General features: G+C 72.9%; 17 protein-coding genes. 10 read left to right on the forward strand and 7 right to left on the reverse strand.

Going from position 1 to position 23,768, the window contains the following annotated elements; all coding sequences use genetic code 11:
- Positions 1 to 243 precede the first annotated feature (243 nt).
- From O7629_RS30250 to O7629_RS30260, 3 genes are all read left to right on the forward strand, one after another.
- Positions 244 to 1,269, forward strand: a complete 1,026-nt coding sequence (locus O7629_RS30250) for a hypothetical protein (protein WP_278173575.1) — start codon at positions 244 to 246, stop codon at positions 1,267 to 1,269.
- Between the two features lie 62 nt (positions 1,270 to 1,331).
- Positions 1,332 to 2,921 (forward strand): fused MFS/spermidine synthase, encoded by a 1,590-nt coding sequence (locus O7629_RS30255; RefSeq protein ID WP_278173576.1) that lies wholly within the window; start codon positions 1,332 to 1,334, stop codon positions 2,919 to 2,921.
- Positions 2,922 to 2,969: 48 nt separating this feature from the next.
- Positions 2,970 to 4,589 carry a serine/threonine-protein kinase gene (locus O7629_RS30260; RefSeq protein ID WP_278173577.1) on the forward strand — a complete coding sequence of 540 codons (1,620 nt, stop codon included), beginning with the start codon at positions 2,970 to 2,972 and terminating at the stop codon, positions 4,587 to 4,589.
- A gap of 23 nt (positions 4,590 to 4,612) precedes the next feature.
- Here the strand turns inward: O7629_RS30260 and O7629_RS30265 are convergent, their stop codons facing one another.
- Positions 4,613 to 5,287: a TrkA family potassium uptake protein gene (locus tag O7629_RS30265; RefSeq protein ID WP_278173578.1), complete on the reverse strand. Its 675-nt coding sequence runs from the start codon at positions 5,285 to 5,287 to the stop codon at positions 4,613 to 4,615.
- The gene (locus O7629_RS30270) at positions 5,280 to 6,614 is read right to left on the reverse strand and encodes a potassium transporter TrkG (RefSeq protein WP_278173579.1); all 1,335 of its coding nucleotides are present in this window, start codon (positions 6,612 to 6,614) and stop codon (positions 5,280 to 5,282) included. Before O7629_RS30270 ends, O7629_RS30265 begins: the two co-directional genes overlap by 8 nt.
- A 169-nt stretch (positions 6,615 to 6,783) precedes the next feature.
- On the opposite strand from O7629_RS30270, the gene O7629_RS30275 reads away from it, so the two are divergent.
- Complete coding sequence (locus O7629_RS30275; protein ID WP_278173580.1) at positions 6,784 to 7,899, forward strand: glycerophosphodiester phosphodiesterase; 1,116 nt, start codon at positions 6,784 to 6,786, stop codon at positions 7,897 to 7,899.
- A 57-nt stretch (positions 7,900 to 7,956) separates the two neighbouring features.
- On the forward strand, positions 7,957 to 10,233 hold the full coding sequence (locus O7629_RS30280) for a DEAD/DEAH box helicase (RefSeq protein WP_278173582.1): 2,277 nt from the start codon (positions 7,957 to 7,959) through the stop codon (positions 10,231 to 10,233).
- 64 nt (positions 10,234 to 10,297) lie between these two features.
- Here the strand turns inward: O7629_RS30280 and O7629_RS30285 are convergent, their stop codons facing one another.
- Complete coding sequence (locus O7629_RS30285) at positions 10,298 to 11,266, reverse strand: C40 family peptidase (RefSeq protein WP_278173583.1); 969 nt, start codon at positions 11,264 to 11,266, stop codon at positions 10,298 to 10,300.
- A 233-nt stretch (positions 11,267 to 11,499) separates the two neighbouring features.
- Here O7629_RS30285 and O7629_RS30290 point away from each other — a divergent pair, with 233 nt between their 5' ends.
- Positions 11,500 to 12,390: a hypothetical protein gene (locus O7629_RS30290; protein WP_278173584.1), complete on the forward strand. Its 891-nt coding sequence runs from the start codon at positions 11,500 to 11,502 to the stop codon at positions 12,388 to 12,390.
- Here the strand turns inward: O7629_RS30290 and O7629_RS30295 are convergent.
- The 4 genes from O7629_RS30295 to O7629_RS30310 all read right to left on the reverse strand — a co-directional run bounded on the left by O7629_RS30295 (position 12,377) and on the right by O7629_RS30310 (position 16,919).
- Entirely contained in the window at positions 12,377 to 13,609 is a 1,233-nt protein-coding gene (locus O7629_RS30295) for an SAM-dependent methyltransferase (RefSeq protein ID WP_278174735.1), read from the reverse strand. The two genes, O7629_RS30290 and O7629_RS30295, sit on opposite strands and share 14 nt — an antisense overlap.
- Entirely contained in the window at positions 13,606 to 15,303 is a 1,698-nt protein-coding gene (locus tag O7629_RS30300; protein ID WP_278173585.1) for a DEAD/DEAH box helicase, read from the reverse strand. Before O7629_RS30300 ends, O7629_RS30295 begins: the two co-directional genes overlap by 4 nt.
- 686 nt (positions 15,304 to 15,989) lie before the next feature.
- The gene (locus O7629_RS30305) at positions 15,990 to 16,214 is read right to left on the reverse strand and encodes a DUF3107 domain-containing protein (protein WP_278173586.1); all 225 of its coding nucleotides are present in this window, start codon (positions 16,212 to 16,214) and stop codon (positions 15,990 to 15,992) included.
- Positions 16,215 to 16,280: 66 nt separating this feature from the next.
- Positions 16,281 to 16,919 carry a TetR/AcrR family transcriptional regulator gene (locus tag O7629_RS30310; protein ID WP_278173588.1) on the reverse strand — a complete coding sequence of 213 codons (639 nt, stop codon included), beginning with the start codon at positions 16,917 to 16,919 and terminating at the stop codon, positions 16,281 to 16,283.
- 236 nt (positions 16,920 to 17,155) lie between these two features.
- Here O7629_RS30310 and O7629_RS30315 point away from each other — a divergent pair, with 236 nt between their 5' ends.
- From O7629_RS30315 to moeZ, 4 genes are all read left to right on the forward strand, one after another.
- Positions 17,156 to 20,266: a hypothetical protein gene (locus O7629_RS30315; RefSeq protein WP_278173590.1), complete on the forward strand. Its 3,111-nt coding sequence runs from the start codon at positions 17,156 to 17,158 to the stop codon at positions 20,264 to 20,266.
- A gap of 142 nt (positions 20,267 to 20,408) precedes the next feature.
- Positions 20,409 to 21,326: a DUF3152 domain-containing protein gene (locus O7629_RS30320; RefSeq protein ID WP_278173592.1), complete on the forward strand. Its 918-nt coding sequence runs from the start codon at positions 20,409 to 20,411 to the stop codon at positions 21,324 to 21,326.
- A 208-nt stretch (positions 21,327 to 21,534) separates the two neighbouring features.
- On the forward strand, positions 21,535 to 22,446 hold the full coding sequence (locus O7629_RS30325) for a DUF3152 domain-containing protein (protein ID WP_278173594.1): 912 nt from the start codon (positions 21,535 to 21,537) through the stop codon (positions 22,444 to 22,446).
- A gap of 139 nt (positions 22,447 to 22,585) precedes the next feature.
- Positions 22,586 to 23,746: an adenylyltransferase/sulfurtransferase MoeZ gene (gene moeZ, locus O7629_RS30330; RefSeq protein WP_278173595.1), complete on the forward strand. Its 1,161-nt coding sequence runs from the start codon at positions 22,586 to 22,588 to the stop codon at positions 23,744 to 23,746.
- Positions 23,747 to 23,768: the final 22 nt, after the last annotated feature.

Below are 23,768 nucleotides of genomic sequence, written 5' to 3' on the forward strand. Positions count from 1 at the left end.
TTGCACCCCTGCGGCATCGCCGGGATGGCTGTGCGACACGCCGGCCGTCACGATCTGTAATCGTGCTGATTTTGCGTGATGAGTTCATTGCTGCAGGTAATAGTTGAGACTCGACTGCGCGCCATCTGCATGATGTGGTAATGCACTCGACGCGCCGGTGTTCCAGTGGTGACGGTGAAATCCGGTAAGCTGTGCCCGGTTTACGGACCGCGACCCGACAAAGTGATCCAGGAGGACGCGACTGTGGTCGGCACGACGGAATTCCGGCGGCGCTCCGGTGCGGCGGCGTCACTCGTTGCGCTGGTCACCGCGATCGCGCTGGTGATCGGCACGCCGGTCGCCTCGGCCGCACCCGACGCCCCGGACGAAGGCGACAACAAGAGCCTGCGCGAGGTCCTGGAAGCCGCTTCCAAGGGGCACATCGAGGCGAAAGCCAAGCTGGACAACTCCAAGAAGCGCCAGAAGGAGTTGACCGCCCAGTACGACGCCGTACAGGAGCGGCTCGTCTCGCTCACCGACGAGGTCGGGCTGATGGCGGCCGAGTCCTACCGGGTGGGGCGACTGACCTCGGTCACCATGCTGCTGAACAGCGCCTCCCCGGCCGACATGCTGGACCGCGCCGCCGGGCTGGAGGTGATGGCCCAGCGGGAGGGCCGCAACCTGCGGGCCCTCACCGAAGCTCACGAGCAGGCCGCCCGGGCCAAGGCCGCGATCGACAACGAGGTACGGGAGCAGGAAAAGCAGGTCGCCATCATGGCCCGCAAAAAGCAGGACGCCGAGCGCGCCCTGGCGGCCGTCGGCGGCCAGTCCAGCGGCGGATTCGTCAGCACCACCTCGGCCGCCGCCAAACCCGCGCCCCGCAACTCCGACGGCTCCTGGCCCTCCGAGTCCTGCAACGTCGACGACCCGACCACCTCCGGCTGCATTACCCCGCGCACCCTGCACGCCTTGAACCAGGCGAAGTCCGCCGGCTTCACCCGGTACGTCTCCTGCTTCCGCAACGGCGGCAGCGGCGAGCACCCCAAGGGCCGGGCCTGCGACTTCTCCGCCGAACCCGGCGGATTCCAGAACCGCGCCGCCACCGGCGGCAACCGCACGTACGGCAACAACCTCGCCAGCTACTACATCAACAACGCCGACCGGCTCGGTGTGCTCTATGTCATCTGGTACCGGCAGATCTGGATGCCCGGCACCGGTTGGCGGTCGTACAACGGCGGCGGCAGCCCGGCCGGCGACCACACCAATCACGTGCATCTGTCGATGCTCTGAACCACCCCCGTGCATCGCTGACCTCCGGTCGGGCGGCGGGCGGGATGCGTACCATCACAGCGATGGACTCGCCACCACCGGACGTCGCCACCGACAGCGCCGACCCGGCCACGCCGCTGCGGCCCGGCCTGGCCGCCGCGCTGGTCTTCGTCTCCAGCGGCGCCGTACTGGTGCTGGAGATCGTCGCGCTGCGGCTGGTCGGGCCGTACATCGGGGTGACCCTGCAGACCAACAGCGCGGTGATCGGCGTCGCGCTGGCCGCGATCGCCTACGGCACCTGGATCGGTGGCCGGATCGCCGACCGGCGCGACCCCCGCCCGCTGCTGCCGGCCGCGCTGGTCCTCGCCGGGATCACCACCGCGATCACCCTTCCGCTGGTGCGGTACGCCGGTGAACTGCTGCGCGGCAGCGCTGTGGTGGGCATCCTGCTGCTCACCATGGTGGCCATCGTGCTGCCGGCCGCGCTGCTGTCGGCGGTCACCCCACTGGTGATCAAACTGCAGCTCGGCGACCTGAACCGCACCGGCGAGGTGGTCGGCAAGCTGTCCAGCATCGGTACGCTCGGCGCGATCACCGCCACCCTCGGCACCGGCTTCTTCCTGGTCGCCACGCTACCCAGCAGCGTGATCATGATGACGCTGGCGCTGCTGCTCGGCGGCAGCGGCATCGCCCTCGGGGTGTATCTGCACCGCACCCGGCCACCCGCCGCCACCGCCACCGCCACCGCCACCGGCGGCGGCGCAGCGCCCGGCGGCCGGACCGGCACCGCCACGCGGTCCGCCGTCGCCGTGATCGGGCTGCTCGCCGTCGGCCTCGCCGTCGCCGCACCCGATCCGTGCGATGTGGAGACCGAGTACCACTGCGCCACCGTGCAGGCCGACCCGGACCGCGGCTCCGGCCGGCTGCTGCTGCTCAACTCGGCCCGCCACTCGTACGTGGACCTCGACGACCCCACCCACCTGGAGTTCGCCTACACCAAATGGATCGGTGCCGCCCTCGACGTGACCGCCCCACCCGGGGAACCGCTCGACGCGCTGCACCTCGGCGGCGGTGGCTTCACCATGCCCCGGTACCTCAGTGCCACCCGGCCAGGCACCCGCAACACCGTCTACGAGATCGACGGTGGACTGGTCGACCTGGGCGTGCGGGAGCTCGACGTACAGCCGGGTCCCGACCTGGCCGTGGTGGTCGGCGACGCCCGGATCCTGGTCACCGACCTGCCCACGGACAGCGTCGACGTGGTCGTCGGGGACGCGTTCGGGCACCTGGTCGTGCCCTGGCACCTGGCCACCCGGGAGATGGCCGCCGAGATTCGCCGGGTGATCCGACCGGGCGGCAGCTACCTGCAGAACGTGATCGACTACCCGCCGCTGCGGTTCATCCAGGCCGAGGTGGCCACCGTCGCGGCCGAGTTTCCCGAGGTGGCACTGATCACCCGGCCGGGGGCGTCGACCCGGCTCAGCGGCAGCAACTTCGTCATCCTCGCCGCCGACCGGCCGCTGCCGTTGGACGAGGTACGGGCCCGGTTGACCGCTTCGGTCGGTGCCGAGTTCGATCTGCTCGCCGGGGACGAGCTGACCGATTTCGTGGCCGGCGCGCAGCCGCTCACCGACGACTATGCCCCGGTCGACCAGCTGCTCGTCGCCCCCTGACGCGTTTCCGCAGGTGTAGCTCGGGCCAGATCGGGCAACTCGGGAGTCATGGGTGGGGTGGCGAACGACTGCGGGCAACTGCTTGGTGACCGGTACCGGCTGATCGAACGGCTCGGCACCGGCGGGACGTCGGTGGTCTGGCGCGGCTACGACGAAATCCTCGACCGGCAGGTCGCGATCAAGGTCCTCGCCCCGCAGTACGCCCCGGACCAGGTGTTCCACCACCGGATCCGGGTGGAGGCGCAGGCCGCCGCCCGACTGTGCCACCCGCACATCACCAACGTCTACGACTACGGCGAAGCCGTCCGGGACGAAGCCACCCTGCCGTACGTGGTGATGGAACTGGTCGACGGTGAGTCGCTGGCCACCCGGCTGCGCCGGGAACACATCCTGTCCTGGCGGGACGCGGTGGTGGCCTGCGCGGAGGTCGCCTCGGCGCTGGCCGCCGCGCACGCCACCGGCGTCGTCCACCGCGACGTCACCCCGGCCAACGTCATGCTGACCAGCACCGGAGCAAAGGTCGTCGACTTCGGCATCTCCGCGTTGGCCGGCGAGAGTGACGTCGGCCCGGACGGCAACCTGCTCGGCACCCCGGCGTACCTGGCGCCGGAGCGCCTCAACGGCGGCCAGGTCTCCCCGGCCACCGACGTGTACGCCGTCGGCCTGCTGCTCTACCGCTCACTCACCGGCCGGCTGCCCTGGCAGGCCGCGAGCGTCACCCAGATGCTGCGGGCACACCTGCACACCGTGCCCGACCCGATGCCGCCGGTCGCCGGACTGCCGGCCGAGGTGGTCGACCTCACCCTGCGGTGCCTGGCCAAATGCCCGGCGGACCGGCCGACCAGCGAGGAGGTGGCGAAGACGTTGGCGGCAGCCGTCGGGGTCGCCGCCGGGCTGTCGCCGTCGATGGTGGCACCGCTGCCGAACCGGCCGGGCTCCGCCACCGACTCCGACACCGACGGCGCCACCGACGACGGCCCGCCACCCGTCGGCGTCGACGTCACCTGCGGGCTGGAGGTCACCGGGCTGGACCTGCCGGTCGCGACCGGCACGGGCCGGCGGCGCCGGCTGCGGACCTCGTGGGTGCAGCGCCGGGCGGAAGCCGTGGTGATCGGGGTCGGCCTGATGATGCTCAGCGCCCTGGTCTGGGCCGGAGCCGGTGCCACGCCCGCCACCGACCGGTTCCGTGAGGCGGTGGCCGCGCCGCCGAACTTCGGGCTCGCCGCCCAGTCCTCGGCGCCCTGCCGGGTCGAATACACGGTGCGCGGCGACTCCGGGCGGGAGTTCGTCGCGGCGGCCACCGTCACCAACACCGGGTCCGCCGAGCTGACCGACTGGTCGTTGCGCTTCGCCTTCCCCGGCACCCAGCGGCTCACCGCGGTGCGGGGCGGACAGTGGGAACAGCAGGGCGGCGACGTACGGCTGCGGCCCGCGGCCGACGCCACCACCCTGGCCCCGGGGGCGACCGCACAGCTCCAGCTGGCCGGTGACTACGACGGGGTCAACACCCTGCCGCTGGAGTTCCACCTCGACGAGCTGATCTGCGACGTGTCCGTCGCGGCGGTCGCCGGACAGGCGGCGGGCGCGACGACCGAGCTGCTGGAAACGGCGACCGGTCAGCCCGCCACCGACCCGTCCCCGGCCCGGTCGGCCACCGATGGGCGGTAGGGATCGGGTGACGGGGTACGGGTTCAGGTGGCGGCGGCGAACCGCTGCACCTGTTCGGTGGTGCCGGAGACGATCAGCAGAGCACCTTCGCGCAGTTCGGTCTCCCGGTCGGCGTAGGTGAACCGCTCCCCCGGCATCTTCACCCCGATCACCGTCACCCCGTACCGCGACCGCAGGTCGGTCTCGCCGAGCCGCCGGCCCGCCGTACCGCTCGGCAGCCGGGTCTCGGCGATCGAGAAGCCGTCGTCGAACTCGATGAAGTCGAGCATCTTGCTGGTGATCAGGTGTGCCACCCGGTCGCCCATCGCGGCCTCCGGGTAGATGACGTGCCGGGCGCCGACGGAACGCAGGATCTTGCCGTGCTTGCCGGAGACCGCCTTGGCCCACACCTCGGTGACGCCGATCTCGGCGAGGCTGAGCACGGTCAACACGCTGGCCTCGACATCCGAGCCGATGCCGACCACCACCCGCTGGAAGTCCCGCAGACCCAGCTGACGCAGCGCCTCGGTGTCGGTCGAGTCGGCCTGCACCACGTACGTCAGGCGGTCCGCCCACTGCTGGACCACCGCCGGGCTGGAGTCGACGCCGAGCACGTCGAAGCCCATCCGCAGCATGGAATCGGCGATCTGGCCGCCGAACCGGCCGAGCCCGATGATGACAGCGGTCCGGGTGGATTTGGTGCCGGTACGGTCAGCCAACGATGGGTCGCTCCTCCGGGTAGTGGAACCGTCGCCGCCGGGTGTTCAACGCGATCGCCGAGCCCAACGTGACGCTGCCGATCCGGCCGACGAACATCAGCACGACGAGCAGCACCTGAGCGGGGTCGGGCAGGTCGCCGGTGATCCCGGTGGACAGCCCGGTCGTGCCGAACGCCGAGGTCACCTCGTACAGCGCCTGTTCGCCGCCGATGTCGTCGGTCAGGCTGATCAGCGCCAGGGTGCCGGCCCCGACCAACGCCACGCCGATCAGCGCGACGGTCAGCGCCTGACGCTGGCTGGCCGCCGCGATCCGGCGTCGGCCGATCACCACGTCGTGCTCGCCGCGCAGCTCCGACCAGATGACGAAGGCGAGCAGGAAGAAGGTGGTCACCTTGATGCCGCCGGCGGTGCTGGCGCTGCCACCGCCGATGAACATCATCCCGATGGAGACCGCCGTCGTCTCCGGGTTGAACTCTCCCGGGTCGACCGTGTTGAACCCGCCGGACCGGGTCATCACGTCCTGGAACAGCGCGGCCAGCAGCTTCTCGGGCAGGTCGAGCGGGCCCAGGGTACGCGGGTTGGCCCACTCGAAGGTGAGCATGCTGACGAAGCCGGTGCCGATCAGCGCCAACGTGCCCCAGACGGTCAGCCGGGTGTGCACCGACCAGCGCTGCGGCCGGCTGCGCTCGCGGGCCAGCTCGAACAGGGCCGGGAAGCCGAGCCCGCCGACCACCACGCCGACGATCAGCGGCAGGCAGATCCACCAGTCACCGACGAACTGGACCAGCCCGTCGGAGTAGAGGGCGAAGCCGCCGTTGTTGAACGCCTGGACGGCGTGGAACAGCCCGTACCACAGGGCCCGGGGCAGCGGGTAGTCGTAGTGCAGCCACAGCCGGGCGGCCAGGACGAGGGTGATCGTCGTTTCGGCGCCGAGCATCGTCGCCGCGATCCGCAGCAGCACCCGCCGGATGTCGGACAGCGCGAGGCTGTTGGTCTCGGCCTGCGCGGTGAGCCGGCTGCGCAGCCCCAGCCGGCGCGACACCAGCAGGCCGAGCAGGGTGGCCAGCGACATGATCCCGAAGCCGCCGAGCTGGGTGAGCACGGTGATCAGCACCAGGCCGAGCGGCGTCCAGTAGGCCGGGGTGTCGGTGACGGCCAGCCCGGTCACGCAGACCGCCGAGGTGGCGGTGAACAGGGCCGTGACGAGGGGTGCCGAGTCGGGTCCCTGGCGGCTGGCCGGCACCATCATCAGTACGGTGCCCACGGCGATCGCCCCGAGGAACGCGATCGGCACGATCCGGGCGGGGTTTCGCAGCGGCCGGCGCATCAAACATGTCATACCACCGCAAAACCGAAAAACACCGGAGATTGATCGACATTCATGTGGTGGTCGGCCGGTCACCGTCCGCCCGTCGCCCACCGGTCTCCCGCCCGTCGCCTGGGGCGTCTTCACTGACGCCGACGACGCCCTGCGACACCCCTGTGAGGAGACGACGTTGTCGCGTACTCTGCCGATCATGCTGCTCGCCGGCACCCTGCTGGCCACCATGGCGATCCCGTCCGCCGCCACCGCGACCGACCCGGCGGCCCGCGGCAAGCCGCCGCAGGCCGAGCCGAAACCACTGGTCATCGCGCACCGAGGGGCCAGCGGCTACCGGCCGGAGCACACCCTGGAGGCGTACCGGCTGGCGATCCGTCAAGGCGCCGACTACATCGAGCCCGACCTGGTGTCGACCGCCGACGGGGTGCTGGTCGCCCGGCACGAGAACGAGATCTCCGGCACCACCGACGTCGCCGACCGCGCCGAGTTCGCCGACCGGCGGGCCACCAAGACCATCGACGGGCGATCCGTCACCGGCTGGTTCACCGAGGACTTCACCCTGGCCGAGCTGCGTGCCCTGCGGGCCGTGGAGCGACTGCCGCAGGTCCGGCCGACCAACACGGCGTTCGACGGCGAGTTCGCGGTGCCGACCCTGCAGGAGGTCATCGACCTGGCCCGGTCGGAGAGCCGGCGGCTGGGCCGGACCATCGGCATCTACCCGGAGACCAAGCACCCCACCTACTTCCAGTCGATCGGGCTGCCGCTGGAGGAGCCGCTGGTCGACACGCTGCGACGCAACAAGCTGACCCGGCGTACCGACGCGGTGTTCATCCAGTCCTTCGAGACCGCCAACCTGCGCAAGCTGAGCCGGATGACCGACGTACGGCTGGTCCAGCTGCTCGGCGGCAGCGGCCGGCCGTACGACTTCGTCGTGGCCGGTGACCCGCGCGGCTACACCGACCTGGCTACCCCGGACGGGCTCGCCTGGATCAGCCGGTACGCCGACGCCATCGGGCCCACCAAGGACCTGATCGTGCCGCGCGACGCCGACGGCGCGCTGCTGGCCCCGACCTCGCTGATCCGCGACGCCCACCGGGCCCGGCTGGCGGTGCACGCCTGGACGTTCCGGGCGGAGAACCAGTTCCTGCCGGCCGACCACCGCATCGGTTCCGACCCGGCCGCCCGGGGCGACATCACCGCAGAGTACGAGCTGTTCTACGGACTCGGGCTGGACGGACTGTTCGCCGACCATCCGGACACCGCCGTGGCGGTGCGCGCCGCCACCCGCTGAGCCCGGCCCGGGGCCGCCGGTCGGTCGGTTCCGCTGGTCCTTGTTACGGTCCACCCCATGACCGTTACGCCGGACCGGGCCGAGTTACGCGACCGCGCCGAGCAGACGCTGCACCGGCTGGCCGGGCCGGGCGCGACGTTGCGCGACGACCAGTGGCGGGCCATCGAGGCGCTGGTCGTCGACCGGCGGCGGGTGCTCTGCGTACAGCGCACCGGGTGGGGCAAGTCGGCGGTCTACTTCATCGCCACCGCGCTGCTGCGCGCCGGCTCGTCCGGCACCGGCACCGACTCGTCCGGCACCGACCCGGCCACCCCGGCCGGGCCGGTGCCGACCGCACCGGCCGGGCCGACGGTGATCGTCTCGCCGCTGCTGGCGTTGATGCGCAACCAGGTGGCCGCCGCCGAACGGGCCGGCATCCAGGCCCGCACGATCAACTCCGCCAACCTCGACGAGTGGGACACCGTCAGCGCGGAGATCCGGGCCGGCACGGTCGACGTACTGCTGATCAGCCCGGAGCGGCTGAACAACCCGGACTTCCGGGACAACGTGCTGCCCAGCCTGGCCGCCACCACCGGCCTGCTGGTCATCGACGAGGCGCACTGCGTGTCGGACTGGGGGCACGACTTCCGCCCCGACTACCGGCGGATCCGGACCTTCCTGCGCGAGCTGCGCCCCGGGACGCCGGTGCTGGCCACCACCGCGACCGCAAACACCCGGGTCACTGACGACGTCGCCGAACAGCTCGGCGACACCAGCGCCACCAGCGAGGGCGGGGCCGGCAAGCTCGGCGACACGCTGGTGCTGCGCGGTCCGCTGGACCGCCAGTCGCTGCGGCTGGCCGTGCTCGACCTGCCCGGCACCGCGCACCGGCTCGGCTGGCTCGCCGATCACCTCGACGCGCTGCCCGGCTCCGGCATCGTCTACACGCTCACCGTCGCGGCCGCCGCCGAGACCGCCGAGTTCCTGCGCTCCCGGGGCTACGCCGTCGCCGCGTACAGCGGCCAGTCCGACGACGCGCAACGCCGCGCCGCCGAACAGGACCTGCTGGACAACAAGATCAAAGCGCTGGTGGCGACGTCCGCGCTCGGCATGGGATTCGACAAGCCGGACCTCGGTTTCGTGGTGCACCTCGGCGCGCCGCCGTCACCGATCGCCTACTACCAGCAGGTGGGCCGGGCCGGCCGGGCCCTGGACGGCGACCGGTACGCCGACGTGGTGCTGCTGCCCGGCCCCGAGGACCAGGCGATCTGGCGGTACTTCGCGTCGCTGGCCTTCCCCCGCGAGGAGCAGGTGCGTTCGGTGCTCGCCGCCCTCGAAAACGCCGGCCGTCCGCTGTCCACCCAGGCCCTGGAGCCGATCGTCGACCTGCGGCGCACCCGGCTCGAACTGATGCTCAAGGTGCTCGACGTGGACGGCGCGGTGCGCCGGGTGCGCGGCGGCTGGGTCGCCACCGGCGAGCCGTGGCACTACGACGCCGCCCGGCTGCACCGGGTGGCCCAGGCGCGCACCGCCGAACAGCAGATCATGCAGGAGTACGCGGTACCGGCCGACACCGCCCCGCCGGCTGGCCGACCCGGCTGCCGGATGGAGTTCCTCCGCCACTGCCTGGACGACCCGCAGGCCCAGCCGTGCGGGCGCTGCGACCGGTGCGCCGGCGGGTGGCTGCCGTCCGAGGTGAGCCCGGACGCGCTGCGCGCCGCCGAGACCTTCCTTGGCCGCGCCGGAGTGGAGATCGCCCCGAAGAAGCTCTGGCCGACCGGGCTGGAGGCGGTCGGCGTACCGCTGCGCGGCAAGATCGGCCCCGACGAGCAGGCACTGCCCGGCCGGGCCGTCGGGCGGCTGTCCGACCTGGGCTGGGGCAGCCGGCTGCGGGACCTGCTCGCCGCCGGCCGGCCGGACACCGCGCTGCCGGCCGACGTCGCCGGTGCGGTGATCGACGTGCTCCGCGAGTGGGCGCGCGGCGCCCAGCCCTGGCCGGCCCGACCGGTCGGGGTGGTGGCGGTCGCCTCCCGGACCCGCCCGGAACTGGTGGCCAGCACCGCCCGACGGATCGCCGAGGTCGGTCGGCTGCCGCTGCTCGGCTCGGTCGAGCCGGCCTGGGCCGAGCCGCCGTCGACTCAGGGCCGGGGCAACAGCGCCCAACGGGTCCGTACCGTCCACGACGCCTTCGCCGCGCCGCCGGAGCTGGCTGCGGCGTTGTCCGGGCTGACCGGTCCGGTGCTGCTGGTCGACGACCTGGTCGACACCGGCTGGACGTTGACCGTCGTGGCCCGGCTGCTGCGGCGCTCCGGTGCCCCGGCGGTGTTGCCGTTCGCCCTCGCCACCACGAACTGACCCGGTCCGAGCGGGACGGGGTCGCCCGGCCCCGGTCAGCCCGGCCCGGTCAGCCTGATCCGAGTCAGCCCGGCCGGCCGTAGCCCTTGATCGGCATCCGGTCGATCCGGTCGACGCGGACCACTTCACCGTGTCGCGGCGCGTGGATCATCTGGTCGGCCCCGATGTAGATCCCGACGTGCTGCACGTTGCTGTAGAAGAAGACCAGGTCACCGGGGCGGAGCTGGGCGCGGCCGATCCGGGTGACGGTGCCGAACTGGCGGCGGGCGTTGTGCGGCAACTGCACCCCGGCCTTCGCCCAGGCCGCCGAGGTCAGCCCGGAGCAGTCGTACGAGTGCGGCCCGGCCGACCCCCACCGGTACGGCTTGCCGAGCTGGGCGTGGGCGAAGGCGACGGCGTTGGCCGCGCGGCCGGTCGCCGCCTCGGGCAGCGGGCCGGCCGCCGGGCTGCGGTCGGCGGCGTCGGCACCGGACCGGTTCAGCAGCGCCTGCTGGCGGTCCCGCAGCTCGGTCAGCGCCCGGATGTCCGACTCGATCTGCCGTTGCGTCGCGGACAGCTGCTCCTGCTGCAGCAGCTGCTGCTCGATCAGCGCGTTCGCCGCCCGGCGCGCCGCTTCGCTGCGGTCGCGGGTGTCGCGCAGCCCGGCGATCGTCCGCTCGTTGTCGCGGTTGATCACGTCGGCGATGAGCAACTGGTCGACGAAGTGTTCCGCCGACGCGGTGGACAGCAGGGTGGCGACGGGTCGGGCACCGTTCACCCGGTAGTTGCTTGCCGCGAGTTGGCCGACCTGGTCGTGTCGGACCGCGAGCTGCCGGTCCAGTTCGATGATCGTTTCGCTGAGTCCAGCAGCGCGTTCCTGGTTGTGGCGCAGGTCCAGCCGGATCTCGTTGTACTGCTCGACCACCGTCTCCAACTGGTGGGCCGCCTGGTCGATCCGCCGGTCCAACTCGGCGATCGAGGCCTGCGCCTGGGCCGGAGCCGGCAGCAACGTGGCGGTTACAGCGGTGACGAGGGCGGCTGCCCTACCTGCCAAGCTATTAACGGTCACGGATGGTACAACGATGGTGCGTTGCGGAAGCCACGGCCGATGGTCCAGCCGACGACCAGCCGACGACCCGGCCGAGGCGTTGCCGGCCGGTAGCGACTACCGTCGGCGAGGTGGGAGAAACAGTGACCGGTGCCGGCGATCCGACGGGGCCGACAGACCCGGCAGGGCCGGCTGAGTCGACGGACCGGGCAGACCCGACGGGGCCGGGGACGTCGACCGTGCGGCTGGCGACCGGGGTGGCTGCCGTCGTGCTCGCGATGCTCGCCGGGTTCGCCCTGGGCCGGGCGGTGACCGCCCCGACCAGCATCGGCACCCAGTACGCGGCCGGCGCGCCCGACCACACCCACCCGCCCGGGACCACCCCGCACGTGCACGGCGGTGGTACCGACGGCGGTGACGGCGGTGCCCAGGTGTCCGGCCTGTCGGTCAGCGTCGGCGGCTACACCCTGGTGCCGGTGCAGCGGCAGTTGCCGATCGGCGACCAGGTCGACCTGCGCTTTCAGATCGTCGACGCCGATCAGCGCCCGGTCACCGCCTTTGACGTGGTGCACGACAAGCCGATGCACCTGATCATCGCCCGCCGGGATCTGACCGGCTACCAGCACCTGCACCCGACGATGGCACCGGACGGCACCTGGAGCGTCCCGGTCCGGCTGGCCGCCGCCGGCATCTGGCGGCTCTACACCGACTTCACCTTGCGCGACTCCGGCGGTACGCCGGTCGCGTTGACGCTCGGCGTCGACCTCGTGGTGGCCGGCGAGTACCTGCCGGCCGACCTGCCTGCCGCCGCCGACACCGCCGAGGTTGACGACTTCACCGTACGGATGCGCGGCGTCGCGCAGCGCGGGGTGGTGACGCCGCTGCTGTTCGAGGTGAGCCGGGCCGGCCAGGCCCCGACGCTGGAGCCCTATCTCGGCGCGTACGGGCATCTGGTCGCGCTGCGCGACGGCGACCTCGGCTACCTGCACGTGCACCCGGAGGCCGAGCTGGTCGACGGCGCGGTGAAGTTCTGGCTGACCGCCCCGAGCTCCGGCGACTACCGGCTGTTCCTGGACTTCCAGGTGGCCGGCGAGGTGCACACCGCCGAGTTCACCGTCACGGTCGACTGACCACGGTCGCCCCGGCGGCGTCCGGCACGGTCGCCCCGGCGGCGTCGGGTACCACCGCCCCGGCGTCGTCTGGTACCGCCGGCAGCAGGGTCTGCAGCCGGGGGGTCACCGCCCACTGGTCGACCAGCGCCCGGTAGGCCCGGTGCTGCTCGCGCCGGTCCGGTACGCCGCCGCGCCGGGCCCGCAGCAGCAGGTTGCGCGGCGTGTGCTGGGAGTCGATGAACTCGACCACGTCCACCCGGTAGCCGTACGCCCGGAGCAGGGTCGCCCGCAGCGTGTCGGTGAGCACGTCGGCGAACCGTTCCCGCAGGATGCCGGCGGAGACCAGCGGCCCGTACGGCTGCGGTGCCGGCTGCCGGCGCAGCTGGGCGGCGATGTCGTGGTGGCAGCAGGGCGCGGCCAGCACCCACCGGGCCTGCCAGTCGACGGCGCGGGCCAGCGCCTCGTCGGTGGCGGTGTCGCAGGCGTGCAACGCCAGCACCAGGTCAGGTGCCGGCTCGACCGGTGCCTGCCGGATCGTGCCGGCGACGAACCGGACCTGCCCGGCGCAGCCGAGCTGGTCGGCCAGCGCCGTGTTGCGCCGCCGCTGGTCCTCGCGGACGTCGACGCCGGTTACCACCGGCTGCGCGCCGCGGGCGACCAGGTAACGGTAGGCCGCGAAGGTCAGGTAGGCGTTGCCGCAGCCCAGGTCGACGACGTGCAGCGGCCCGGCGGGCAGCGTGTCGGGCAGGGTGGCGGCGAGCGCCCGCAGGAACGCGTCGACCTGGCGTCGTTTCGCGGCGTTGGCGCCGATCGCGGCGAACAGCGGGTCGTCCGGATCCAGCAGGTACCGCTTGGCCCGGTCGTGGTCGCCGGGGCCGGTGTCGGCCCGGTCGGCGGTGGACCGGTGCACCTGCGCGGTGCCCTTCTTGGTCACCCGCAGCTGCAGCGTGCTGGTGCTGGTCTCGACGTGCCAGTTGCCGAACGGCTCGGCGAGCAGCTGGTCGACCGCTGCTTCGGCGGGGGCACCCGGCGGCAGGTTACGGGTCACCGGCCGGGTGCCGTCGTTGGTGACGATCTGCAGATGGGTGCCGGCCCGCAGGGCGACCGGCCGGAGCTCGGCCCGAACGAGCGATGGGGCGGCGTTGCGCCGACGCCCGGCGGCGACCGCCCGGGTGAGCTGCGGGCTGAGCAGCAGCGCCCGGACGTCGTCGAGGGCGTCGGCGAGGGACCGAGTCAGTTTTCGCCGCCGCTGCCCTGGTCGGCCCGGCCGGCACCCCCTGAGCCACCCCGGCGGCGCCGTCGGCGGCGCGGCGAACCGCCCGAGCCGCCGTCCGACGTGGCGGCGGCCGTGATCTCCGTACCGCCGGTGGACGCCGCACCGGAGTCGGCGCCGGCGCCGCCGTCGACGAGCTGGCCGCCGCGCCGCCGCCGACGTGGCCGGCGCCTGGCCGGGGCATCGTCCTCACCGGCGGTCGTCGCGGTGGCGGCGGACCGGTCGGTGTCGTCCGGCGCGGCGGAGCGACGCGACCGCGACGACCGGCGGCCCCGGCTGTCGCCGCGTGCTCCGCGCTCGGCGCGGCCGTCGCCGTCACCGCGCCGCCGTCGACCGGCGCTGCGCCCGCCGAGGTCCTCCTCGACCTCGGCGGACAGCCCGGCGCGGGTACGGTCGGCGCTGGGCAGCGTGCCGGAGACGTCGCGGGAGATGTCCAGGTCTGCGTAGAGGTGCTCGGAGGTGTGGTACGTCTCCGGCGGCTCGGGCATCTCCAGCCCGAGGGTTTTGTCGATGATCCGCCACCGGGTCATGTCCTCCCAGTCGACGAAGGTCACCGCCACCCCGGTCGCGCCGGCCCGGCCGGTGCGACCGATCCGGTGGGTGTAGGTGTCCTGGTCCTCCGGGCAGTCGTAGTTGATGACGTGGGTGACGCCGGAGACGTCCAGGCCGCGGGCGGCGACGTCGGTGGCCACCAGGATGTCGATCTTTCCGGTACGGAAGGCGCGCAGCGCCCGTTCCCGGGCTCCCTGGCCGAGGTCGCCGTGCACGGCGGCCACCGCGAAGCCACGGAAGTCCAGGTCCTCGGCGACCCGGTCGGCCGCCCGCTTGGTACGCGTGAAGATCATCGTCAGCCCGCGCTCCTCGGCCTGCAGGATCCGGGCGACGATCTCGATCTTGTTCATCGGGTGGGTGCGGTAGACCACCTGACGGGTCAGCGGGGGAACGCCCGCCTCCGTGGTGTGCCCGGCGTGGATGGTCACCGGGTGGCGCAGGAACCGCCGGGAGAGGGCCACGATCGGGTCGGGCATCGTGGCGGAGAACAGCATCGTCTGCCGGTCCTCCGGCAGCATCGCCAGGATCCGCTCGACGTCGTCGAGGAAGCCCAGATCGAGCATCCGGTCGGCCTCGTCCAGCACCAGCGCCCGGATCCGGTCCAGCCGCAGCTTCTTCTGCTTGGCCAGGTCCATCAACCGACCCGGCGTACCGACCAGGATCTCCACGCCGGAGCGCAGCGTCTCGATCTGCGGCTCGTACGCGACGCCACCGTAGATCGGCAGCACCCGCACGCCCCGGGTGCTGCCGGCGGCGGCCAGGTCCTTGGCGACCTGCAGGCCGAGCTCGCGGGTCGGGACGACGACGAGTGCCTGCGGCACGCCGTCACCGCCCTCGGCCGGCGCGAGCACCCGGTCGATGAGCGGTACGCCGAAGCCGAGCGTCTTGCCGGTCCCGGTCGGTGCCTGGCCGATCAGGTCGCTGCCGCGCAGCGCGATCGGCAGGGCGTACTCCTGGATGGCGAAGGCGTGGACGATGCCGACCTCGGCGAGAGCGGTCACCGTCTCCGGGCGGGCGCCCAGGTCGGCGAAGGTGGGGCTGTCCGGCCGTGCCGGTGGGCGTTTCGCCGGCTCGTCACCGGCGTTGTGATCGAAAATGTCAGTCATCAGGTGTCGGGGGTGCCTCTCGTGGTGCGCCCCGCCTGTTCCTGAGGGCGCGTGTCGGATGCGGCGCCGTGACGGCGCCGGTTGTGCGGTGCGCACGGTGCGCGCCGGTTGTGGCCGGTGCCGGAAGGGCTCCGGTTGTGTGGCGCGCCGAGCCGGCGCGTCCGATGGTCGTCGGCACCGACGTCGCGTCGGTGCGGTGCGGGTGCTGCGACGTGCCGTCGCGATGCCGGGGCGACGCGTTGTCTGCGGCGTGCCGCAGTGCGTCAATTGACGGCGCTGGCCACACGCGATCAGCAGGTCGCGGGCCGCACGCGCGCCGCGAACCCCGCTCGAGCATCCTCGACGGCCGCAGCATTGCTGACCATGGTAGCTGACGGTCCGCGTCGACGTGCAGATCCTCGGCGACGGTGGCCGGACCGACGACTCAGCTGTGGTTCTTGTCACGCCGCCGGGGTGGTGCAGGCGCGGCGGCAGTGACGAACGGCACGGTCGTCGGCGGTGTCGGCCGGACGGCTTCGCGGCCGAGCCGCAGTCGCGACCGGCGCGGCGATCTGGCGGGTGAGCTGGGCGGACCGATCCGGATCAGGGTGAACCGATCCGGATCGGTGCGGTCGGTGGCCGGCAGCCGGGAGCTGGCGGCCGGTAGTCGGCAGCTGGCCAGGCGGCTTCGGGCCGGTCCGGCCAGGTCAGCGGACGGTGAAGCCGACCGAGCGGGGAGCAGCCTCGGCGATCTCGACGTACGCGATCTTGCTGACCGGGACGATGACCCGCCGGCCGCGCTCGTCGGTGAGTGACAGAGTCCCCTCGGTCGTGATTGCCTGGGTCACGATCTGCTCGATCTCAGCCGGTGACTGGGCACTGTCCAGAACGAGCTCGCGCGGCGCGTACTGCACGCCGATCTTGACCTCCACGGGTCCTCCTTGAGGTGGGCGAAAACAACGCCAACGCGAAGGTTAGCCGATGCGGACGCGCTGTGGTCAGGATGCCTCACCCTGCAGCGGGAACCCGGCGATGCCCCGCCAGGAGAGTGCGGCGAGCAACGACTCGGCTTCGTCCTTGGGCACCTGTCGACCACCGGCCAGCCAGAACTGGGCGGCGGTCTCGGCCGCGCCGACCAGCCCGGAGGCGAGCAGTTCGGCCCGGGATCGACTCACCCCGGTGTCCGAGATGATGGTGTCGGTGATCGACGCGATGCACTCGCGTTCGACGCGTTCCACCCGGGCCCGTACCAGCGGTTCGTTGCGCAGGTCGGAGTCGAAGACCAGCCGGAAGGCGCCGCTCTCCTCGTCGACGAAGTCGAAGTAGGCCTGCACCGCCCCGCTGACCCGTTCCTTGTTGTCGGTGGTCGCGGCCATCGCGGCGGCGACTTTTGCGATTATGGCGTCGCAGTGCGTGTCGAGCAGTGCCAGATACAACTCCAGCTTGCCCGGAAAATGCTGATAAAGCACCGGCTTGGACACGCCGGCCCGCTCCGCGATGTCGTCCATCGCCGCTGCGTGGTAACCCTGTGCGACGAACACCTCCTGGGCGGCGGCGAGCAGCTGCTTGCGGCGGGCGGACCTCGGCATCCGGGCCGGTCGGCCGCTTGTCTGTGCGTCGCTCGACGCAGCGGTCATGTCGAACCTCCGAGTCCGGTCGCGGCCATCTGGTCGGCGAAGAAACGAAACGATCAGTGCATATCACCTGGCCGGTCAATTGGCCCGACGTTGCAACTTATCGCCACTGTCAGCACACGGTAGCCTCAGCGGGGGCGACCGAGGAGCGCACGGTGGACGAATCAGGTGAACCCCGCGGGGCTGCACCGGGACCAGAGGACGGCGGAGCGGATCCGCGAGACCGTCGTGACCAGGGCATGGGCAGTTGGACGGGGTCGCCGACCCGGTGGTCGGACGGCTCCGGGGTCGGGCCGGACGCCGACCATGCCGGTGCCGGCTGGGCCGCCCGCGACGAACCGGTGAGCGGCCCGCACTGGGCCGACCCGCCGTCCCGGTACGCCGAGGTGCTGCCGTTCACCCGGACGCCGCGCGGCGGCTCAGCCACCCGCGGCTCCCGCAGCACTGACAACGGCCGCGCCACAGCCGTCAACGGCCGGCCGGTCTCCGGGCCGGCCGAGACCGTGGTACCGACCCCACGCCCCGCGCCGGCCGGTGAGTCGATCCAGCCGGGCGGCGCGGACACCGGACGGGCCGACGACGAGCCGACCGGCCGGGTAGCCGGTGGACCCGCAGACGATCCACCCGCAGCTGGCCGCCCCGCCGAGCGCCGGGGCGGTGACAACCCACGCCCGACCCCGACGCCGGTCAACCCGCCGCCCCGCTGGCAGGAGACGGCCCGGGTGGTGCCGACCGCGCCGCTGCGCGCGGTGCCGGTGGCCTCGGCGGCACCGGTGTCGCCCGCCCGGCAGACCCGCCCCGGCACGCCACCGGGCTTCCAGCCGCCGCCGACCGGCCGGCCGGGCGCGCAACGATCCGAGCCCGACGACCGCCCGGTCGAGCCCGACCGGCAGCGCTCCGCGCAGTCCGACCTCCCGCCCGACCGGCCGGACCTGCCGCCCGACCGGCCCGGGATGTCGCCCGACCGGCCCGGCCCCTCAGGCGCGCCGGCCGACCGGTCTGCTGGCGGCCCCGCCGGCCGTACGGCGGACGCAGCCGGACGTGACGAACCTGCCCGACGCGACGGCCCCGCCCGACGTGACGACCCTGCCGGACACGATGACCTTGCCCGACGCGACGACCCTGCCCGACGTGACGAACCTGCCCGACATGATGACTTCGCCTCGGCGCCGCCGCAGCCTGCTGGGCAGCCGTCCAACGCCGGTCCGCTCCGGCAGCCGACCGGCGAATGGCCCGGTCCAGGTGCTGGCGGGCCGTGGTCCCGGCAGGTGACCGGCGAGTGGCCCCGGCCCGGCGCCACCGACGAGTGGCGACGGCCGGTCCCGACCAGCGCCGCACCGGTCCCGACCAGCGCCGCACCGGTCCCGACCAGCGCCGCACCGGTCCCGACCAGCGCCGCACCGGCCGCAGACCAGTGGCACCGACAGAGCGCCACCGGTGAATGGCCACGACCGACCAGCTCCGCCGCCTGGGACCGGCCCGCTGGCGACGAGGCGGGCCACCGGATCCAGCGTGGTCAGGGGTCGGCCTCCGGGCCCCCGGCCGGCGAGCCGGACTGGTCGTACGGGCAGCACTGGTCGGCGTCGGAGCCGGGCTGGACGGACGGGCCGACCGATTCGAGCTGGGCGGCTGCGGAATCCGGCGGTCAGAGGTGGGCGTCCGAGGCCGCCGGTGGGCCGAGCGGCCCGGCGGAACGGGACGACCCCGAGCCGTCGGCCTGGTCCGACGATCGGACCGCCACGGCTGACAGCGGCTGGTCCGGTCCGCCGCCACCGAGCTGGGGCGGCGACGACCGCGGCGGCTGGCCGGGCGCGGCGGGCGGCGAGTCGGGTTGGGCGATGCCAGATCCGCCGACCGTGCCGGAGGAGATGCCGTGGCGCCCCGACCGCCCGGCCGACCTGGGCCAGGCCGCCGGGTACCGGCCGGTCAGTGGCCAGCCCCGGTACGAACCGACGGCTCCCGCCGGGCAGTACGAGCGGCCGGCTCCTGCCGGGCAGTACGAGCCGACGGCTCCCGCCGGCGGACAGTACGGACCGGGGCGGGTCGGCCAGGGCGACAGCGGCGGGGACGCCGACGACCTGATGCCCCGCCGCCGGGCGGTGTCCCGCCGCGCGGACGACGAGCTGGGCGAGGCGACGGTGTCCGGGCCGCCTGGTGCGTCGGTCCCTGCGGAGCCGCCTGGGGCGCCGGTCACCGCCGAGCCGGCCGGTGGCGCGCTGCCGCCGGTCGAACATCCGGCGGATCTGTCCACCACCCCCATCGCGGCTGCCGCGCTGGACGCGTTGCCGCAGCGGGTTCCCGCCGACCCGGACGTGCCGACCGTGCCACAGCAACTGCCGCCGGTCGAACACGCGGCGGAGACGCCGGAACTCGCGCGGATCGCGTCCCACCTGCGCCGCGGCGATGTCGTCGACCAGCCGCAGGAGCGGCCGGAAGGCTTCGACGTCGGAGCGATCCTGGCAGCGGTACGCGGCGTCGGCGGAGTCCGGGACGCCTCGCTGCGGACCACCGACGCCGGTGCCCACAGCCTCCGGCTCGACCTGTCCGAGGGTGCCGACCCGGCCGAGGTGAGCCGGTTGGTGGCGCGGCTGCTCCAGGAACGGATGGGCCTGGCGGCGGCCCCGCAGAACCTGCCGGGTGGCGAACCCGACCACGGGCTGCCGGCGTTGCCCGGCCGCGCCGATCTGCCGGCGACGGGTCGACCGCCGGGCTCGACGGCTCCGCCGTTGACGGCACCGGGCGGCATTCCCGGCTGGGTCGCCCCGGAACCGGCGGACGTACCGCGCCGCCGCCGACAGCCGCTGGGTCCCCGCCCCGGCCAGGACGATCCGCCGCCCCGGCACGCGGGCGCGGCCGCCGCGACAGCAGCTGTGCCGTGCGTGGAGCCGGCCGGTACCGCGCCGGAGAGCGGGCCGCCCCGGCCACTGAACCCGGGTGGTCGGCCCGGCCCTCGGGTCGTGCTGGACCACGTGCAGGTCAGCACGTTCGGCGTGGACGCCACCGTCGAGGTGCGACTGACCGCCGGCCAGCGGACCACGTCCGGTGTGGCGACCGGGCCGGCGGTTGACGGGTACGTGCTGCGGTTGTGCGCGGTGGCCGCCGCCTCGTCGATCGAGAAGCTGTTGGCCGGCCCGGCCGGCGCGGCGGACCGGGGACGGTGCATCGTCGAGCACGCGGCAGTGGTGCCGATGGGCGGCTGCGAGGTGGCGGTGGTCGTCGTACTGCTCGCCTGCGGTGGCTGGGTGGAACAGCTGGCCGGTTCGGCGGTCGTCTCGGGGGATCCGCGGCAGGCTGTGGTGAGAGCCACACTCGCCGCCGTCAACCGGCGACTGGACGCTCTGCTGGCCTGATCGGCACGCACCTGCGACCTGATCGGCACGGTCCGGCGGCCTGACTGGTCGCTCAGTGGCCCGGCCGGCGGGACGGTGTGCCGGACCGACGCGCCGGTCCGGGGTGCCCGGACCGACGTCGGCTGTGGCACGCTGGTCAGCGATGTCCGACCGCCGTACCCGCCCGACACGCCGTGACCACCCGACCGGGGCACGGAGCCGGTCGGCGCACCGCCGGCAGCGGCGGGACGCGTCGCGTACCCGCCGACGGCAGCTGCGGTGGCCGGTGCTGGCGGCGGCGCTGGTGACCGTGCTCGGGCTGGCGGCGATCGGGTTCGCGTTGCCCAAGGTCGGAGTGGGCGGCGATCGGGACGCGGTGGCCGCGCCACCCGGCGACACCACAGCGGCGACGCCCAGCGTCGAACCGCCCCCGACGACCGGCCCGCCGCCGACCACCGCGCCACCCGCGCCGGTGCTGCGGCTGTCCGGCACGGCGCCGTCGGCCGGCAGCGGCGAGTTCGACTTCAGCACCAAGCAGGGGAAGATCGCCGGTCGGTCCGGCACGCTGCGCCGCTACCGGGTGGCCGTGGAGATCGGCTCCGAGGAGGACGTCGAGGCGTTCGGTGACGCGGTGGAGAAGCTGCTCTCCGACGAACGGAGCTGGATCGGCGGTGGTCAGCTGCGCCTGCAGCGGGTGCCGGACCAGGCCGGCCACGACTTCACCGTCTACCTGGCCACGGCGCAGACCGCCGCCCGGATGTGCCAGGCCGGCTGGGTGGACATCCGGGTCGACGGCAAGCCGTACACCTCGTGTCGGGCGCAGGGCCAGGCGATCATCAACCTGGACCGCTGGCGGTTCTCGGTCGACCACTACGTCAGCGGTGAGGTTCCGCTCGACGTCTACCGGGCGTACGTGATCAATCATGAGGTCGGCCACGAGCTGGGCCACGGTCACGAGCGCTGTCCGGGGGAGGGCGAACCGGCCCCGGTGATGATGCCGCAGACCCTGTTCCTCGACGACTGTGTGGCCAACCCGTGGCCGTTCCTGGCTGGTAAGCAGTACTCCGGTCCCCCACTGTGATCGGTCCGCTCGGCGGATCGTCGGAGGACACGGGGCGTACGGTCGGATTGAATCCCTGAACCGATGGTCCCCGCGCGTCGTTCGGGCCTTACCGACATGCCGTGACAATCTGGGCAGGTCAGGCCAGGGATTCGCGCCGGTTCGCCCCCTGTCGTGCACCAGTCCGACCGGCGCGGGTGGCGAAGCACGCCATGAGGGGCGGGCCACGATGCACGACCGACGACCAGTCACCGAGGAGCCGGACCACCGGCCGGGCAACGGACCGGACCACCGGCCGGGCAACGGACCGGACCGCCAGTGGGATCACCGGACGGAGCGTCGACGGGCGTCGCGCCGCCGACGCCGCCGGGCCGGGGCACTCATCCTGGTGACGATGGCGGCGGCGCTGATCGTCACCGACGTCCTACGAGCCGGTTCCGGCGCTACCGGGCTGCTGGCGGCGGCGGTACGCGAGCCCGGCCCCGGCGGCGGGGCGGCACCCGCCGGCAGCACACCGCCGGACGGAGCAGGCCTGCCGCCCGCCCCGTCGCCGGCCCCGTCGCCGGCCAGCTACCCGGAGACCGGTCCGGGCACCTTCGGCTACCTCACCGGGACCGGCCCGCTGCTCGGCTGGGCCGGGGACCTCCGCCGGTTCCGGGTCGCCGTCGAGGACGGGACCGGTCAGCGCGCCGACGAGTTCGCGGCGATCATCGACGCGACGCTCGGTGACGAACGCAGTTGGGTCGCCTCCCGGCAGTTCCGGCTGCAGCGGGTGTCCCGGGTCGACGCCGCCGAGTTCACCATCTACCTGGCCACCCCGGGCACCTCGGAGCAGATGTGCGCGCTCGGTGGGCTGTCCACCGAGAAGTACACCTCGTGCCGGCTGCCCGGCCAGGTGATCATCAATCTGGCGCGTTGGCTGGAGGCGGTGCCACACTACGACGGGACGCTCGCCGAGTACCGCGCCTACGTGATCAACCACGAGGTCGGTCACCAGTTCGGCATGGGCCACGAACTCTGCCCGGCACCCGGCCGACCCGCCCCGGTGATGCAGCAGCAGACGTACGGAATGCAGGGCTGTGTGGCCAACGGCTGGCCGTACCTGGACGGCAAGCGGTACGCCGGCCCGCCGATGATCTGACCGATGGCCCTGACCGGGCGACAGTGCCGGCGGCTATTCCCGGATCCCGGATGGCGGGCGGTGTCGCTACTCATGGCCGAGTCGGCGCGAAGCGAGCAACAATAGCGCAGCCAGCATTGCCGATCCCGGGGAGTTCACCGTGTCGTTGCCCCCGCTCGTCGAACCCGCCGCCGAGCTGACCGTCGATGAGATCCGCCGCTACTCGCGGCACCTCATCATCCCGGATGTCGGGGTCGACGGCCAGAAACGCCTCAAGAACGCCAAGGTGCTCTGCGTGGGCGCTGGCGGGCTCGGCTCACCCGCCCTGATGTACCTGGCCGCGGCCGGTGTCGGGACGCTGGGCATCGTCGACTTCGACACCGTCGACGAGTCGAACCTGCAGCGCCAGATCATCCACGGCCAGTCGGACATCGGCCGGTCCAAGGCCGAGTCGGCCGCGTCGTCGGTGCGGGAGATCAACCCGTACGTCAACATCCAGATCCACGACGTGTCGCTGGACAACGACAACGTCTTCGACATCTTCGGCCAGTACGACCTGATCCTGGACGGCACCGACAACTTCGCCACCCGCTACCTGGTCAACGACGCCTGCGTGCTGCTCGGCAAGCCGTACGTGTGGGGGTCGATCTACCGGTTCGACGGTCAGGTCAGCGTCTTCTGGGACCAGCACGGCCCGAACTACCGGGACCTCTACCCGGAGCCGCCGCCGCCCGGCATGGTGCCGTCCTGCGCCGAGGGCGGCGTGCTCGGCGTGCTCTGCGCCTCGATCGGGTCGATCATGGTGACCGAGGCGATCAAGCTGATCACCGGCATCGGTGACCCGCTGCTCGGCCGGCTGATGGTCTACGACGCCCTGGAGATGACCTACCGGGTCATCAAGATCCGCAAGGACCCGAACGGCGAGCCGATCACCGGCCTGATCGACTACGACGACTTCTGCGGCGCCGTGTCGGCCGAGGCCGAGGAGGCGGTCGTCGACTCCACGATCACCGCCCGCGAGCTGAAGGACTGGCAGGACGCCGGCAAGGACTTCTTCCTGATCGACGTCCGGGAGCCGGCCGAGTACGAGATCGTCAAGATCCCCGGCTCGACGCTGATCCCCAAGGGCGAGTTCCTCAACGGCGAAGCCCTGGCGAAGCTGCCGCAGGGCCGGCAGATCGTGCTGCACTGCAAGTCCGGCGTACGGTCGGCCGAAGCCCTCGCCGCGGTCAAGGCCGCCGGTTTCGCCGACGCCGTGCACGTCCAGGGCGGGGTGCTCTCCTGGGTCAAACAGGTCGACCCGTCGTTGCCCAGCTACTGATCCCGCCCGCCGACCACTACCC

Source organism: Solwaraspora sp. WMMD792, from assembly GCF_029626105.1.
Lineage (GTDB): Bacteria > Actinomycetota > Actinomycetes > Mycobacteriales > Micromonosporaceae > Micromonospora_E.

Bases quoted from the DNA above. Each gene is read 5' to 3' on its own strand.
- O7629_RS30320 (WP_278173592.1), top strand. From the start codon at position 20,409: ATGTCCGACCGCCGTACCCGCCCGACACGCCGTGACCACCCGACCGGG.
- O7629_RS30270 (WP_278173579.1), bottom strand. From the start codon at position 6,614: ATGCGCCGGCCGCTGCGAAACCCCGCCCGGATCGTGCCGATCGCGTTC.
- O7629_RS30260 (WP_278173577.1), top strand. From the start codon at position 2,970: ATGGGTGGGGTGGCGAACGACTGCGGGCAACTGCTTGGTGACCGGTAC.
- O7629_RS30315 (WP_278173590.1), top strand. From the start codon at position 17,156: ATGGGCAGTTGGACGGGGTCGCCGACCCGGTGGTCGGACGGCTCCGGG.
- O7629_RS30280 (WP_278173582.1), top strand. From the start codon at position 7,957: ATGACCGTTACGCCGGACCGGGCCGAGTTACGCGACCGCGCCGAGCAG.
- O7629_RS30255 (WP_278173576.1), top strand. From the start codon at position 1,332: ATGGACTCGCCACCACCGGACGTCGCCACCGACAGCGCCGACCCGGCC.
- O7629_RS30325 (WP_278173594.1), top strand. From the start codon at position 21,535: ATGCACGACCGACGACCAGTCACCGAGGAGCCGGACCACCGGCCGGGC.
- O7629_RS30310 (WP_278173588.1), bottom strand. From the start codon at position 16,919: ATGACCGCTGCGTCGAGCGACGCACAGACAAGCGGCCGACCGGCCCGG.
- O7629_RS30300 (WP_278173585.1), bottom strand. From the start codon at position 15,303: ATGACTGACATTTTCGATCACAACGCCGGTGACGAGCCGGCGAAACGC.